This window comes from Pseudoalteromonas sp. 2CM39R (genome assembly GCF_023161845.1).
Genome location: NZ_JALNTM010000001.1, coordinates 205,816 through 222,557 on the forward strand (window position 1 = coordinate 205,816; position 16,742 = coordinate 222,557).

Consider the following 16,742-nt stretch of genomic DNA (forward strand, 5'->3'; position numbering starts at 1 on the left):
CTACAAAGTGGCTATAATCAGCTACTTTTTGTCCATTCTCGCCAAACTCTATGTAGCCTAAACGAGCAAAAAGTTGTTTGCATTCAACACTCTGAATGCGCTTAATTATTAGGAGCTACAATGAGTGATTTACTCATTATTATGATTTTAATTTTGATCAGTGCATTGTTTGCAATGAGCGAAATTGCGATTGCGGCATCTCGTAAGATCAAATTACGAGTGATGGTGGACGAAGGCAATAAAAAAGCCCAAGCAGTGCTTAGCTTGCAAGAGCAACCTGGGGCATTTTTTGCCATGATACAAATTGCCCTCAACGCAATTGCCATTTTAGGTGGTATTGTTGGTGAGCAAGCATTATCTCCTTACATAGAACAAATCTTAGGCATGATTTATCAAGGCCCGTTATTGAGTCAAATCAGCTTTTTGATTTCGTTTTTGAGTATTACCTCTTTGTTTATTCTATTTGCTGACTTATTACCTAAACGGTTAGCCATGATTATGCCAGAGGCGGTTGCGGTAAACGTGGTGTCCATTATGCGCTGGGTGACCTTTGCGCTCACTCCTTTTGTTGTTTTCTTTAATGGTATAACTAATTTGGTTTTACGCGCGTTTAAAGTACCTGCTGAGCGAGAAGATATTGTCACTACAGAAGACATCGTTGCGATGATGGATGCAGGGGCAGAGTACGGCAGTTTACAGCAGCAAGAATATGAGCTAATTGGCAATGTATTTGATTTAGAAGCACGTTTTTTATCGAGTGTAATGACTCCTCGTGATCAAATTGTGTTTTTTGATGTAAAAGCTGATGCCCAAGAAGTTGCAACCAAAATTATTGAGCACCCCCATAATCACTTTTTAGTGTGTGATGGCAGTTTAGATAAATTAATTGGCTCGGTTGAATCAAAAGATATCCTTCGCAAGGTGCTAAAAGGGCAAACCGCTGAAATCGATAAAGAATTAATAAGCCAAGATATTTTTTATCTGCCAGAAACATTGAGTCTTTCAGAGGCGCTAAATACTTTCAAAAAAGCGGCAGAGCCGTTTGCCGTAGTGGTTAATGAGTACGCGCTAATGGTAGGTATTGTTACTGTTAAAGATTTAATGAAAGGATTTATGGGCGACTTAATTAGCCACCAGGGTGAAGAGTTAATTATTCAACGTGATAACTCATCTTGGCTGGTCGATGGTTTAACACCTGTGGTTGAGCTTGCTAAGGTACTTGAAATTGAAGAGTTCCCTGAACAGTCTCATTACGAAACAGTTGCAGGGTTTTTGATCTACACCATGAAACGCCTACCTAAACGCGCCGAGTTTATAAACTATGCTGGCTATAAGTTTGAGGTTGTCGATGTTGAAGGGGTGAAAGTCGAGCAACTACTCGTTACTCGCATTTCTGAACATGTTTAGCATAGCGTTTAAGGCCGCCGATGCGGCCTTATTCAAAGGCGCCTTTAACAATTGCTTTGCCTTTGCTTACCATATGAACACCCTTTGACCAGCATTCTGTTGGCGCAAGCGTTGTTTTATTAAGTAACACAAGATCGGCATCTGCATTTTGCTTAATTACACCTTTATTTATACCCAATATCTGTGCAGGGTTTGATGTAATCGCCATTAAAGCGTGTTCAATCGAAACATTATATTTTTGCACTGCTTCTACAAACGAGCCATGCAATGTGGACTCTTTGCCTACTTCAAGGCCAAGCAGGTTAAAGCTTTTGTCAAAAATAGGGAGGCTTGCATGGCCATCAGAGCTCATGGTTAGTTTTGTTGGGTCGACTTTATTCTCTAGGCAATAAGCTAGAGCGTGTGCGGCAGAGTATTCACCATGAGCAAGGTCATACTCGGTTGTACTTGTTGTAAAGTCGATAGTGCCACCGGCTTTACAAAACTCTACCCCAGCATTAAGTAAGTCGATATTACGATTCATGTGAGTTGGGTAAAATTGTGCTAGCGAAATATCGGTTAGCTTATCAACCTCATGCAATATCGATAAATGTGTATCAACAGGGCCAACATGAATGCTGACAGTGCCTTTTTTACCACTTAACATGCCAGCCACTTTTGCCTCAGCGGCAAGCTCTGCAAGATGTTGCACAGTGGGTTGGCTACTACGATGATCCGATATAGCAACTTCTCCAACGCCAATAAACTCATCTATGTACATTAAATCGCTGGTGATAGAGCCTGTCAGTGTTTTCGCAGGTAAATGATATGAGCCCGAATGACAAAAAACGTTGAGCCCAAGCTCTTTTAGCTCTTTTGCTTTAGCAATCAAATTACTATGAGTTCGGCTACTTGAGTCAGTGCCAAGAGCTGCAATAACGGTTGTTGTACCATGCAGTGTTGCATCAGTCAGGTTCATTTCTGGTGTTCTACTTGCAAAGCCAGCTTCGCCGCCTCCGCCAGTTATATGAACGAGTGAATCTACAAACCCCGGGGCCAAAATACAATGAGTGCCATCGACCGTGGTAATCCCCTGATAGGTATCGATAGTGATTTCAGGCTGTATATCAACTATTTTTGTGCCAGCAATAAGAACATCTTGAATGCCTAAAGGTGAGGGGGCGAAAACGTCTGCGCCTTTTATAAGTGTTAACATAATTAAATCTTTTACTGATAGTTAATAAAGTGTGCGAGAAAAATAAAAGCACTGGCAAGGCCAAACAAAGCCAAAGTGAAGCGCCAAATAAAACGTGCCCATTCACTCCAATCTAATTTAACAATACCTAAACAGCCAATGAGACTAGCAGAAGTAGGAATAAAAATATTCGTTAAACCATCACCCAACTGAAATGCCAACACCACAATTTGACGCGAGATATTTAGCAAATCACCGAGCGGCGACATTAGCGGCATTGTTATGGCTGCTTGTCCTGAACCTGACGAAACAAAGAAGTTAAATACACTTTGAAATAATAGCATGCCCCAAGCAGCAATATAATCGGGCACAACTGAGATGCTGGTGGCACTATAGTACAGCAAAGTATTAAGGGTTGAAGGCGACGTTAAATCGCTTCCGCCAAGTATTAAAATAACGCCTTTTGCAAGAGCAACCAAAAGCGCTGCAGGTAGGAGCTCTTGGGCACCTTCTTTAAATGCATTTGCGCTTTCATTGGCAGTTTGTTTTTTGAATAGGCTGGCGATTACAGCACAAGCAATACCAAGACAAAAGAATTGCGCTGCTAATTCAGGAATATAATACTGCCGAGCCATCACGCCCCAAATTACCCAAATAATGCCAGCTATAAAAGTAAGTAAGATTAGTGTATCTGCGTTATCTAAATTTATTGCACTGTCTTTGTGTTGGTTAGATTGTTGTTTAGTTGCTCTGATAGAGTTGGCATAGCGAATGGTGAATACAAGGCCAAATGAAGTAAAAACAAGCCAAGCAACCATTCTGAACCCTGCGCCAGAAAAAACGGGAATTTCAGCTATAGACTGAGCTATGGCAATGCTAAACGGGTTCATCCATGAGGTGGCAAAGCCAATTTGTGTAGCAACATAGGTTGTTAATACCGTTACTTTTGCGTCATAGCCAAGTTGCTTCATAATCGGGAATAACACAATACAAAAGGCGATGGCTTCTTCACCCATGCCGAAAACCGCACCACCTAAAGAGAAAAGCACAAATAAGAGAGGAATGAATACCCACTCAATATGTTGTGTTTTATTAATGAGTGCCATTATGCCGTTATTTATCGCACCAGTTTTTAAGATAATCCCAAACGCACCGCCAGTGATTAAAATAAACGCCATTACACCAATCGCTGCGCCATACTTATGACCTGAGACTAACCCTTCAAATAAGACATTAGCTAGGCCAATTTCACCACCTTCTGCAAAAAATGCTGGCGGGGTATGATCTGAGGCTGTTTGATATTGTGATAATTCAACGCTACGGCTATCTTTTTCGGCATTAAAGACACCGGGGGTTATAAATAGGCTGGCAAAATAGGCGATAACTGCGACGCACAACAAAATGATGCTCGCATCTGGCATCGCAAACTGTTTGTTTTTCATAAAGTCACTTAAAGGTCATTCGACGTTTATAAGTTAAGCAAGATATTGTAGCCCTTGCTAACAAAGATTAATACTGAGAGTCGTTAGTTTAAGATAACGTAAGCTCAAAAGTTTGGGCGACTATTAAGCCGCCCATAACTTGCTAAAAGCGATAGCTCAAACTTAACGTATAGCGACTGCCATAAGCATTATGGTTGATAGAATCAAAACCTCGACTTGAACCATATAGTTTAGGCGGTTCTTTATCGAAGATATTATCAATACGAGCACGGATTGATAATGCATCATTGATAAAATATCCGGCAGATAAATCCCATACTAGCCAGTCATCTACATCACGTTTTAACTCATCATTAAGCTCGCCAATTTCTTCTAGCTCATCTATTTCACGGCCACGAAGCCCTTCAATATCATCCTCATAGCTACTGGTATAATTGGCACCAAGATTTATGTAATAACTCTCGGCATCCCAGTCGATAGAGAATCTGCCTACATTTTCAGGGTACCGATAAGTGCCGATTAGCTTTTCGATTGCATCTGAACCGGGTTTGTTTCGCTCAAACTCTAAATAATGTGTACCATCAAAAGCGAGTGTTAAATTGCCTTTAGCAAAAAGAAAACGATGATCGAACTTAAAGTCGATTCCCGCTAAGGTTTGTGTGCCGGTATTTTCCAGTGGAATAACATGGTCTCTAAATAGTGGCAGGAATAGCTCATCTTCTCGCGGATTAAACTCACTAATATAGTTTGTTAGGATCTCTGAAAGATTAGCGCCATCACTTTCGATATTCAGACCTGCATTATCAGTTACTTCACACAGCTGCTGCTCGTACGAAATACCTTGTTGTCCTTGAGGTACTAAGCCACAGTGACGAAGAGAAGCATCCGTGATTGCTCTATCTAGCACTGCAGTCATATTGGTATCGATGACTTGTTCATGATCAAAATGCCAATAATCGACAGTTAGATTGGTATTTACTGATGGACTCCATGCAAAGCCAATGCTGAGCGCTTCAGATTCCTCGGCTTTGAGTGTTTGATTACCAAGTTCTAGGCTGTTAACACTGACTTCTGTACCATCACCCATACAGTATAAGTCTGCAACAGCTTGATTAACTCCGCAATCAAAGCTTGATTGTGTGGTACGTAATTTTACGCCAGCTTGAGTTAATGAAGGTGCTCTAAACGACGTTGACCAAGAGCTTCTAATGATCAGAGAATCTGAAGGGCGGTAGCTTAAACCCACTTTAGGGTTAAACGTTCCACCAAAGTCATCATAATGGTCGTAACGACCAGCAACTTGCAGTTCTAGCTGCTCAGTAACTGGCATATTCAACTCTACAAATGCAGCGTACTGCGTACGATCTGCTTCTGATAAGCTCGAGCCAAAACCAAAAACATCGACTAAATAACCATTTTCAGCACGCGCTTGTGAGTCCAAAGACGGAATATCTTTTAACTCTTCTCGGCGAGCCTCAATTCCAAATGCAGCATAAATGGGTAACTCATTAAATGTAAATAAATCGCCATTAAAGTTTAAATCCCAACCATAGACTGTACTTTCACCGCTTCTGCTTGGGTTAGCCTTTGCAAGATCAAGCACGGCATCGTTATTTGCCTCCCCTTGTAAAAATGGGTTGTAGAACGGCATTAACTGACCTTGCGCGCAATTGAGCTGTGTTCCATCGTATGTAGCTAATGATCCATCAGAGCATAATTCACCAGTGATTGCAGCATGAAATTGGTAGCGGTTAAAAATTCCATCAATTGCTTCTTGTTCTGACTTAGAACGAGAAAATGTTATACCTGACTCCCAACTCCAATCACCAATGTAACCAGCTAGGCTACTGACTAAGCGAAAGTTTTTAGTTTCCACTTCAACTGTACGCGGTGAATTAAAACGTGCATCAAATGCAAAGCCATACACATCTCGACCCGCTTGAGTGGTAAATGGATCAATATAAAGCTGGTCCATTAAGTCGTTACTGCCATCAGCGTTATCATAAATGAATAGCGCATCTTCTATGATAAACGGACCATCATCATCGTTTATTTGATTAATTGGTGCAGGTGATGAATAGGCTTTTGATTTAGTTTGGCTATAGAAGAAATCGGTATGCCAATCTAAATCACCTAAGGTACTGTTAAACATAAAGCCAGTTGAAAGGCTTTCAAATGGGGTTTCTAGGTAATCATCTTGGTTAGCATAGTAAGCACAAATTTGCTCACCATACTCAGTCGTGACAAGCTCTGTTTTACAGTTTGGCGCTGGTAGTTCATTGCCATCTCGACTGCTGTAATAATAAATGTTTGGTGAATTCTCAAGTTTCGGTAAATATGAGTAACCATTCACTAGATTAGGTGTTGCGGTATAACTTCTGTCGGTCGCTTTAAAGGCATTGCGGTCGTAAATATCAGCAAATACCGTTAAGTTACTTTCACCGATATTGGTTCCATAGACTAAGTTAAGTTGCTTCTTAGCTTCGTCATGACTGTCAAAACTATTGGTGTAAGAAGTGTTTACTTCAGCTCCTTGATAGTCATCTTTGAGAATATAGTTAATAACACCAGCGACAGCATCAGCACCATAAATTGCTGATGCGCCAGTGGCTAAAATATCAATGCGCTCGATTGCAGCAAGTGGAATTGAGTTTACATCAACAAAGTTTTCAGTGCCTGCTGCGAACGAGCTAGGTGCAACACGGCGGCCATTAATGAGTGTTAATGTGGCTGAGGGACCCATACCTCTTAAGCTTGCAGCGGATTGACCCGCTGGCGTTGAGGTTGATGTACCACCACTTTCAGATGTTGAAAAGGTACCGGATCCGCCTTTGAAAACGGATAAATCTTTTAATAATTCATGAATAGTGTTCGCTCCTGAGCGCTTGATTGCATCTTGGTCAAGCACTGTAAGCGGGATGGTTCCTTCTAAATCAACCCCTTTAATTCGTGATCCTGTTACTTCTACTCGTTCAATTTTTTCTGATTGTTGGTCGTTTTGAGCATACACAGCTTGTACTGGGCACAGCACAGCACTGATTGCTACAGCAATTGATAACTGACGAAACATATTGATTTACCTTTGTCTTAAAAAACACACGGCAAAACCGTGACGTTTTGAATAATTGTTATAATTTTTTAGACAGGGCAGTGGGTTATAGACACAACTAGCCCCTCACAGGAAGTGAGGTGTGGCTACTCGTCAAACCACTCCGAAAGGTAGTGTGGAGAGTAGAAATATGTGCAAAGCGATAATGCGTTTTTCAACATAATTCCAATCCGTAAGGTCTTTTGACAAAGCTAGCAATACAGTGCTAGCTTACTCGCGTTTTTAAATGTTCCTTTTTTTTATAGCAAGCAACAAAAAGCTGCGCAAGCAATTTTCTAATATTTTTTTACAAGAGTGTAACAATATGAACATCCTTAAGGAGCAAAAGACTAAATATCAAACTTCAGCTTTTTCTTTGGTATTTGGTTTGTTTTTCGCATCATTTGGCAGCAAAGTTTATGCAAATGATCAACAGCAAACGTTGGTGTTAGTCGGCGGATCTTTGACCACCTGCTCAAGTATGAGCCCTAAAAACTGTCTTTCGAGTAAACAGATTAGTGGTAAACAGAATAATCAATTTCGATTAAATAATGATGCTTTATCTGCAATAAAGACAAATTGGCCAACCAAGAATAAAAAAAATCGTCAGCAAACGCTTAAGGTTTTAGCACAGATTGCACGTCAAAACTCAGGTGTGATCACTAAAAGTGATATTTTATGGGCATGGCGTGATTTAGATAACAAGTTACTAAACGAACTCACTGATTCAGAATACAACTTTGTCATAGACTCACTTGAAGTTGCTGTATTAAATACAGATTCGACCCGCCAAAAAGAGCAGGTTAGTACAAGTGATAATAACGAAAGCGCAGCCAATGATATTTTAGACTTTGTTGCTGCTTCATTAAAAACAACCACCGAATCACCAACAATTTTAGCGGTTACGGCTTCAAGCAGAGACCCATATGAATCAGCTGACTTTTATGAAGGGCTATTAAACTTTAAGGGAGTAGAATCAAGCTGGTTACCTTTAACACCCGCCCTAGCAAAAGCGATTACCAGTAAGCAATGTGAGAGTTTGGATTCTTTACGCACTGACTCTATGGGTGTTGTTAATCGTGAGACAATTTACCCTGATCGAATTAAGGCCGAAGAAGCGCTTTGTGATAAAGGGGTCGATCATTTAGTTAAACTGATTGAAAACGCGACGGGTATTATGTTTAACGGTGGCGATCAGAGTTTAACCAGAAAAGTACTGTTTGATGATAACGGTAAGCAATATCCTTGGACTCACGCAATTTTACAAAGACCATTACTTGTTGGCACAAGCGCAGGTACAGCGGTGCAAAGTGGTGGTGAAAATGCCTACGGCACAGTGCCGATGATTTCAAATGGTACAAGTTTAGCGGCAATGAGAGAAGGCTCGTTTGCAGTGTCTGCGCCGAGTGAGCGCTGTGAAAATGAATGCGGTGATAAGCTTTCGGCTGATAGTCTTACTTTTGAAAAACAAGGTGGGCTTGGCAGCTTTACTTACGGTGTTCTTGATACACACTTTAGCGAGCGCAACAGAACAATGCGTTTGGCAAGGTTACTGGCAGATACAGGTCAACAGCATGGCTTTGGCATTGATGAGACCACCGCCCTTGTATCAATACGAGCCGGAGAAACATCACTAATGACGGTGATTGGTAAAAGCGGTGTCGTGCATGTTAAATCTGACGCTAAAAACAACGGAGCAATCAGTTATTGGCCTGCTGGTGCAGTTATTGATGTAACAAAAGATGGTTTTACTCTAGCTAAACGAACTGTTGATAATGCACTCCCTAGTATTAAAATTCCGCCACTGCCGATGCAGCGTTTTGGCACTATATTTTCAGATGCTAAATTACGTTCGCTTGTACAAGCTATGTGCTTAACACAAGAGCAACAAGCAGTCGCTCAGCATGATGAGTTTTTATTGGATTTAAATGCCACTGACGATACTCATTATTACCGTGTAAACACTAGTAGTACAGGCTGTGCGGTAGAAAACCTAGCCTTTAAAGTTAAGACATTTTAACGATGTAAGATACTGAAAAAGTAGTGGATTATTTGTTCATTATTAGTTAGCGTAAGGCTAATAATGAACAAACCATGGAATGGAGTTATGAAATATAACGTACTACTTTTATTTATTTTTGGCTGTTTATTTGCCTATTTATCTATACCAGTCATAGGTTATGGCTTGGCTATTGCGATTCCAACCGAAGTACTTTCAGCCTTTTATGACTTGTCACCTAACTTTGCTTTATCAATGGTTGATATCGTTACTTTAGGCCTTCCTTTGTTAGCGTTACTTTTAGTATTTTTACTCATTAGTAAGTCGCTGTACCTTAAAGATAAAGCGTATTCATACTTTATATTGCTGACACCATTTTTAGCGTTGCATTTATATTTTACTGTTAACACCTTTTCTGCAAATATTGATAACACCAGTTTACTGACTAGTCTGCCTAAGTATGTATTACTAGTGCTTTTTGTGGCGCTATTCTCTACGCATAAAAAACCAAGTTTTAGTTGATATAAGTCATACGCGAAAGTTCAACATATAAGCTAATCTGTAATTAATCAGTGAACGAAGTTGGTAACACAATGAAAAAATTACTGCTATTAACAAGTGGGGGTGATTGCCCAGGGCTCAATGGGGTGATCAGAGCGGTGGTTAAAGCAGCCGAACATGATGGCAATTGGCAGGTGTATGGTAGCCGAAGAGCATATTGTGGTGTGCTTGAAAAGCCAAATGATATTATACACTTAACTAGTGAAGTTGTGGCGGGTATTCATGTTCGTGGTGGAACAATTCTCGAAACAGTTAATAAAGGAAACCCAACCGCATTTCCTGCTGAAATAGCAGGTGAACAAGTGTTTATTGACCGCTCTGATGAGTTAATCAGTATTATTAAGCAACTTGGGTTTGATGCCGTTATAAATATTGGTGGTGATGGTTCACATAGGGTATCTCAGCACTTATTTGAACATGGCTTAAATATCGTAGGCGTGCCAAAAACTATTGATAACGACTTATATGGCACTGATTACACAATTGGTTTTCAGACTGCTGTCGACACCGCCACCGAAGCCATTGATCGTTTAATACCAACAGCGCAAAGTCATAACCGAGTGATTGTGACTGAGGTAATGGGGCGCGATGCCGGATGGATTTGTTTGCATTCAGCCATTGCAGCTGGCGCTGAAGTCGCACTTATTCCAGAAATTCCTTACGATATTGAAGCGATTAAAGCCAAATTAATATCACGTTTTGATAAAGGTCACGGATTTGCCAATATTGTTATTTCAGAAGGGGCAAAACCTGTTGCTGGTGGTGTTGTTAGTAAGCAATCAAATGAACTTGGTTACGAAAACCCTGTACTAGGTGGTATTGCTGAACAGCTTGCTTCACAGATACGTGTGGCACTTGATCTTGATGTAAGAGTAACCGTATTAGGGCATATCCAACGTGGAGGCACACCTAATGCGTTTGATAGGGTGCTTGCAGCAGAGTTTGGGGTGCAAGCATTCGAACTTGTTAAGAAAGGCCAGTTTGGTTTCATCCCTGTCAGTAAAGACGGTGAAATTAAACCAATCAGTTTAAAAGAAGCAACTTCTGAATATCGCGTCATCCCTCTAGAACATTCTTTAATAGCAAGTGCCCGCGCAATGGGCATGTGTTTAGGCGAATAACCTGCGAATTGATATAACTTCAATTCGCATAACTAATAGTTTTAAAACAACTTTCTCAGTTACCTTCGTAATAATTCAATTAGCAATTTATTTATTGCACAAAATTCATGCGTTAAAGCAAGCATTTTATTTAATGTAAAGTTCTTTAAAGATGGTTGATCTGTGCCTTTTTTAGTTTAGAATGATCGTTCACTCTAAACTAAGGAACTACACATGCAGCGCTCTCGCATTCCATTTTTTGCAGTGTCAGCTTTGGCTGGTGCTGTTTTATTATCAGGCTGCGGCCAATCAGAATCGGCTCAAGGGCAAACGCAGGCAGCTCAAGCTGTTCCTGTTGGCGTTATTGAGATGCAAAGCAAACCACTTACGCTAACTAAAGAATTACCGGGTCGTGTGGCTGCTTCACGTATCGCGCAAATTCGTCCGCAGGTTAACGGTATTATTCAGTCTCGTATGTTTGTTGAAGGTGCTGAGGTTGAAAAAGGCCAAGCTTTATATCAGATTGACCCATCTACATTTGAAGCTGAAGTAGCGACTAGTAAAGCGGCTATTACTAAAGCTCAAGCAAGTATTGCAAATGCCAAGGCAAAAGCAGAACGCTATAAAGAGCTATTAAGTATCAAAGCAGTAAGCCAACAAGATTACGACGAAGCTGATGCAGCATACAAAGGTGCAAAAGCTGATTTACTAACGGCTCAAGCGCAGCTTAAAACCGCTGAAATCAATTTAAACTACAGCAAAGTGTTAGCACCAATTAGTGGCCAAATTGGTAAATCAGATGTCACTGCCGGTGCTCTTGTGAGTGCTAATCAAGCAACAGCATTAGCAACCATTACTCAATTAGACCCAATCTATGTTGATTTAACCCAGTCAAGCAGTGAACTAACACGTTTGAAAAAAGCCATTGCTGCGGGTGATCTTGATAAAGATGCCGCTTTACATTCAAAAGTTGAATTAAAGATGGAAGACGGCAGTACTTATCAACATAAAGGTACATTGCAATTCTCTGAAGTGACTGTTGATCCAAGCACAGGCTCAGTAACCTTACGTGCTGAATTTCCTAACCCTGAAAAATTACTGCTGCCAGGTATGTATGTTCGTGCAGTGATTGTTGAAGGTGTGAAAAGTGATGCGATTTTAGCACCACAACGTGGCGTAAGCAGAAACACCAAAGGTGAGCCTACTGCCATGGTTGTAGGCAAAGACAATACCGTAGAAGCACGTGTGCTTAAAACTGATCGTACTGTTGGCTCAAATTGGTTAGTGACAGATGGCCTAAACAGTGGCGATAAGTTAATTGTTGAAGGCTTACAGAAAATCCGCCCAGGTGCACCAGTCAATGCAATGCCTGCAGAAACAGCAGCTAACAGCCAGTAACGGAGAAACTTAATGTCACGATTTTTTATTGATCGGCCCATATTTGCATGGGTGCTTGCTATCGTTGTGATGCTGGCAGGTATCTTAGCAATTAGAAGTTTGCCGGTTGCGCAGTATCCATCAATTGCACCACCTGCAATTAGTATTCAAGCCACATACCCTGGTGCGTCGGCCCGTACTCTAGAAGATACGGTTACACAGGTTATTGAACAAAAAATGAAAGGGCTAGATGGCTTGCTCTACATGTCTTCAACCTCTGAGTCTAACGGCTCAGCGACGTTAACCTTAACCTTTAGTGCAGATACAGACCCGGATATCGCACAGGTTCAAGTACAAAACAAATTGTCGCTTGCAACACCGTTATTACCAGAAGAAGTACAACGTCAAGGTGTGTCGGTTGCAAAATCTGCTCGTAACTTCCTAATGGTTGTAGGCTTTGTATCTGAAGACGGCAGTATGAACAACATCGATATCGGTGATTATGTTTCATCAAACGTGCTTGATATTGTCTCGCGTGTAAACGGTGTTGGTGAAGTACAGTTGTTTGGTTCTCAATACGCAATGCGTATTTGGTTAGACCCAGCTAAATTACTAAAATACTCATTAACTCCTGCTGATATTAGTGCTGCAATCAGTGCTCAAAATGCGCAGGTTTCAGCAGGTCAACTAGGTGCATTGCCAGCGGTGAGTGGCCAGCAATTAAATGCAACGGTGACTGCACAAAGCCGCTTACAAACACCTGAGCAATTTAGAAATATCTTTGTAAAAACCAATGCTGATGGTTCAGTTGTTCGTTTAAGTGACGTTGCTGATGTTGAATTAGGTGGCGAAAACTACGGTGTTGTTGCGCGTTTCAACGGCAAACCGGCATCAGGTTTAGGTGTTAAGCTTGCCAGTGGTGCTAATGCACTTGATACAGCAGATGGCGTAAAAGCGGCCCTTGCTGAACTTGAGCCTTTCTTCCCTGAAGGTTTAACAACGGTTGTTCCTTACGATACGACGCCATTCGTATCGCTTTCGATTGAAAAAGTTGTTAGCACTCTAATCGAAGCTGTTGTGCTGGTGTTCTTGGTAATGTACTTATTCTTACAGAACTTCAGAGCAACACTTATTCCGACTATTGCAGTACCTGTTGTATTGCTTGGTACGTTTGCCATCTTGCAAGTGTTTGGCTTCTCAATTAATACCTTAACCATGTTTGCAATGGTACTTGCCATCGGTCTACTTGTAGATGATGCAATCGTCGTCGTTGAAAACGTTGAACGTGTAATGACCGAAGAGAACTTATCTCCTCTTGAGGCAACACGTAAATCAATGGATGAAATCAAAGGTGCCCTTGTTGGTATTGCGATGGTTCTGTCGGCAGTATTCGTGCCTATGGCGTTCTTCCCAGGCTCGACAGGTGTTATTTATCGCCAGTTCTCAATTACCTTGGTAACTGCGATGAGTTTATCAGTGCTTGTTGCATTGATTTTAACGCCAGCTTTATGTGCGACAATGCTAAAACCAAGTCATGTACATAACGATAAATCTTTATTTGGTCGTTTCTTCCTTGGCTTTAACCGTGGTTTTGACAGAACGAACTCGGGTACACAAGGTTTTGTATCTCGCATGATCAAGCACAGTAAACGCTACTTACTTATTTACGGTTTAATCGTGGGTGGCATGGTGTTTATTTTCTCACAATTACCATCGGCATTCTTACCAGATGAAGACCAAGGTATTTTGTTTAACCAAGTAAGCTTACCTGCCGGTGCAACAACAGAGCAAACTTTAAAGGTTGTTGAAAAGATGGAACACCACTTCTTAGAAGAACAATCAGAAGCGGTTAGGTCTATCTTCACGGTAACAGGTTTTAGCTTTGCTGGTTCTGGTCAAAATGCGGCAATCGGCTTTGTGGGTTTAAAACACTGGGATGAGCGTCAGCGTCCTGATTTAACCGTTGGTGCGGTTGCGGGTAAAGCCATGGGATATTTCTCAACGATTAAAGAAGCGTTCGTGTTTGCTTTCCCACCTCCTGCAGTTGTTGAGCTTGGTACTGCAAACGGTTTTACCTTGTTCTTACAAGATAGGGTTGGTCTAGGTCACGAAAAGCTACTAGAAGCACGTAACATGTTTTTAGGTATGGCTGCACAAAACCCGGTGTTATCAGGTGTGCGCCCGAATGGTCAAGAAGATAAACCAGAGCTCGAGCTTGATATTGATTTAGCGAAAGCCGAAGCATTAGGTCTTACTCAAGCAAATATCAATAATACGTTATCAACGGCTTGGGGTAGTAGCTATGTAAATGACTTTATTGACCGTGGTCGTGTGAAAAAAGTGTACTTACAAGGTACGCCTGAATCACGCATGGTGCCAGAAGACTTAGATGAGTGGTATGTACGTAACGCCAATGGTGACATGGTGCCATTTACAGCCTTTGCTCATTCTTATTGGACATACGGCTCACCACGTCTTGAGCGTTATAACGGCTTTTCAGCGATGGAAATCCAAGGTGCGGCTGCACCGGGCTACAGTACTGGTCAAGCGATGGCTGAAGTTGAGAAAATGGTTAAGAAGTTACCACCAGGTGTATCGTTCGAATGGACAGGTATTTCATATGAAGAACGTTTAAGTGGTGGTCAAGCGCCATTACTTTATGCACTTTCATTGTTGGTTGTATTCCTATGTTTAGCGGCGTTATATGAGAGCTGGTCAGTTCCTGCAGCGGTTATGCTCATTGTACCGCTTGGTGTATTTGGTGCGTCGGTCGCGTCATTTGTATTTAATTTATCAAACGATATTTATCTCCAAGTGGGTCTATTAACCACCATAGGTCTGGCATCAAAAAATGCCATCTTAATTGTAGAGTTTGCTATTCATAAAATGGATGAAGGTATGAAACTTGTCGATGCCGCGGTTGCAGCTATTCGTCTACGTTTACGTCCAATCTTTATGACATCAATGGCATTTGTGTGTGGTGTACTACCACTGGCAATTGCATCAAGTGCAGGCTCAGGTGCACAAAACGCACTAGGTATTGCTGTTATTGGCGGTACTCTTGCGTCATCGACCATTGTGGTAATCTTTGTGCCGCTGTTCTTTGTACTGGTGCGCCGAGTATTCCCAGGCAAAACAAAATCAACTAATGAGGAGCAGGCATAATGAAAGCTAAACTTATCTCAGTGTCTGTTGCTGCACTTATGTTATCTGCCTGTAATATGGCGCCAGATATGGAGCAACGTGAATTACCCGTTGCTCAAAACTATGATATCCAAGGAACAGCGGGCGATATAAATGCGCTCAATTGGCAGTCATTTTTCAGTAATGCGCAACTTCAACAGTTGATTGCGCTAACGCTGGAAAACAACAAAGATATTAAAACTGCTGCACTGAATGTGCAGCAGGTTAGAGCAATGTATCAGATTGAAGATTCAGCGCTTTACCCAAGCATAGATCTCAATGCATCGGGTACCCGTCAGCGTCTTCCGGCAGATTTATCTGGTACTGGTCAAGCAACTATCTCTGAAAACTATTCAGCAACTGTAGGCTTAACCGCTTACGAAATTGATCTTTGGGGCAAAGTACGCAACCAATCAGAGCAAGCATTACAAAACCTATATTCGGCTGAATACAGTTTAACTAGTGTACGTATTAGTTTGATCTCCGAATTAGTAAATGCATGGCTTAACTATGCGACGGATAAAGAGCTTTTGGCACTTGCAAACGAGACTTTAAAGTCTCAGCAGGAGTCTTTAGAGCTAACCCGTAAAACATTTGCATTAGGTGCTGCTTCTCAATTAACGCTATCGCAACTTGAAAGTACAGTAGCAACCGCTAAGGTCGATATTGCAAATTATCAGCGTTTACTTAAGCGCGATAAAAATGCCCTCGATTTTCTAGTGGGTAAAACCGTCACTGCGGATTTATTACCAAGTGAAAGTATAGATGATGTACTTAGTTTGCCTGATGTGCCAGTAGGGTTACCGTCTGAGCTATTGACTCAGCGTCCTGATATCAAAGCTGCAGAGCATGATTTATTGGCTGCCAATGCAAACATTGGTGTGGCAAAAGCGGCATTCTATCCAAGCATCAGTTTAACCGCGAATGCGGGGACAGCTTCTGCTGACTTGAGTAACCTTTTTGATTCGGGCTCAGGTACTTGGAGCTTTGTACCTTCGGTAAACTTGCCTATTTTTAATATGGGACGTAATCAAGCTAATCTCGATGTTGCAAAAGCACAGCAAGAAATGGCAATAACCAGTTACGAGCAAACCATTCAACAGGCATTTAAAGAAGTCTCTGATGCCCTTGCTGACCGTGAAGGTTATATGCATCAGCTAGATGCCCTTAATGACTTGTATCAAAGTAATGAGCTATCTTTTACTTTATCGGATGCACGTTTTCAAAAAGGCGCCGATAGCTACTTGCAAGTATTGGATGCACAACGAAATTGGTACAGTGCAGGACAACAGTTAATTTTGGGTAAGCAAGCGTATCTAGCGAGCCAAATTAATTTGTATAAAGCACTAGGTGGCGGCTGGAATGCACAAAAAACTGTGCAATAAATCAGCAAAAGCATAATTTATTTAAG

10 protein-coding genes are annotated in these 16,742 nt (G+C 41.4%); 7 read left to right on the forward strand and 3 right to left on the reverse strand.

Annotated features, from left to right (window positions below):
* Positions 1–120: 120 nt before the first annotated feature.
* A complete protein-coding gene (locus MTF66_RS00975) occupies positions 121–1,407 on the forward strand; it encodes a hemolysin family protein (protein WP_248526018.1) in 1,287 nt (428 codons plus the stop codon).
* A 28-nt stretch (positions 1,408–1,435) separates the two neighbouring features.
* Here the strand turns inward: MTF66_RS00975 and iadA are convergent, their stop codons facing one another.
* The 3 genes from iadA to MTF66_RS00990 all read right to left on the reverse strand — a co-directional run bounded on the left by iadA (position 1,436) and on the right by MTF66_RS00990 (position 7,093).
* Positions 1,436–2,602 carry a beta-aspartyl-peptidase gene (gene iadA, locus MTF66_RS00980; protein ID WP_248526019.1) on the reverse strand — a complete coding sequence of 389 codons (1,167 nt, stop codon included), beginning with the start codon at positions 2,600–2,602 and terminating at the stop codon, positions 1,436–1,438.
* Positions 2,603–2,613: 11 nt separating this feature from the next.
* Positions 2,614–4,023: a putative basic amino acid antiporter YfcC gene (yfcC, locus tag MTF66_RS00985; protein ID WP_248526020.1), complete on the reverse strand. Its 1,410-nt coding sequence runs from the start codon at positions 4,021–4,023 to the stop codon at positions 2,614–2,616.
* 142 nt (positions 4,024–4,165) lie between these two features.
* Positions 4,166–7,093 (reverse strand): TonB-dependent receptor domain-containing protein, encoded by a 2,928-nt coding sequence (locus MTF66_RS00990; RefSeq protein ID WP_248526021.1) that lies wholly within the window; start codon positions 7,091–7,093, stop codon positions 4,166–4,168.
* A 343-nt stretch (positions 7,094–7,436) separates the two neighbouring features.
* Here MTF66_RS00990 and MTF66_RS00995 point away from each other — a divergent pair, with 343 nt between their 5' ends.
* From MTF66_RS00995 to MTF66_RS01020, 6 genes are all read left to right on the forward strand, one after another.
* Positions 7,437–9,131, forward strand: coding sequence for a cyanophycinase (locus tag MTF66_RS00995; protein WP_248526022.1), 1,695 nt, complete (start codon positions 7,437–7,439; stop codon positions 9,129–9,131).
* Positions 9,132–9,218: 87 nt separating this feature from the next.
* Positions 9,219–9,632 carry a hypothetical protein gene (locus tag MTF66_RS01000; RefSeq protein ID WP_248526023.1) on the forward strand — a complete coding sequence of 138 codons (414 nt, stop codon included), beginning with the start codon at positions 9,219–9,221 and terminating at the stop codon, positions 9,630–9,632.
* A 71-nt stretch (positions 9,633–9,703) separates the two neighbouring features.
* The gene (locus tag MTF66_RS01005; protein ID WP_248526024.1) at positions 9,704–10,792 is read left to right on the forward strand and encodes a 6-phosphofructokinase; all 1,089 of its coding nucleotides are present in this window, start codon (positions 9,704–9,706) and stop codon (positions 10,790–10,792) included.
* Positions 10,793–11,005: 213 nt separating this feature from the next.
* Positions 11,006–12,169, forward strand: coding sequence for an efflux RND transporter periplasmic adaptor subunit (locus MTF66_RS01010; RefSeq protein WP_248526025.1), 1,164 nt, complete (start codon positions 11,006–11,008; stop codon positions 12,167–12,169).
* A gap of 12 nt (positions 12,170–12,181) precedes the next feature.
* Positions 12,182–15,313: an efflux RND transporter permease subunit gene (locus MTF66_RS01015; RefSeq protein WP_248526026.1), complete on the forward strand. Its 3,132-nt coding sequence runs from the start codon at positions 12,182–12,184 to the stop codon at positions 15,311–15,313.
* Complete coding sequence (locus MTF66_RS01020) at positions 15,313–16,716, forward strand: efflux transporter outer membrane subunit (RefSeq protein ID WP_248526027.1); 1,404 nt, start codon at positions 15,313–15,315, stop codon at positions 16,714–16,716. The genes MTF66_RS01015 and MTF66_RS01020 overlap by 1 nt, the downstream gene beginning before the upstream one ends.
* Positions 16,717–16,742: the final 26 nt, after the last annotated feature.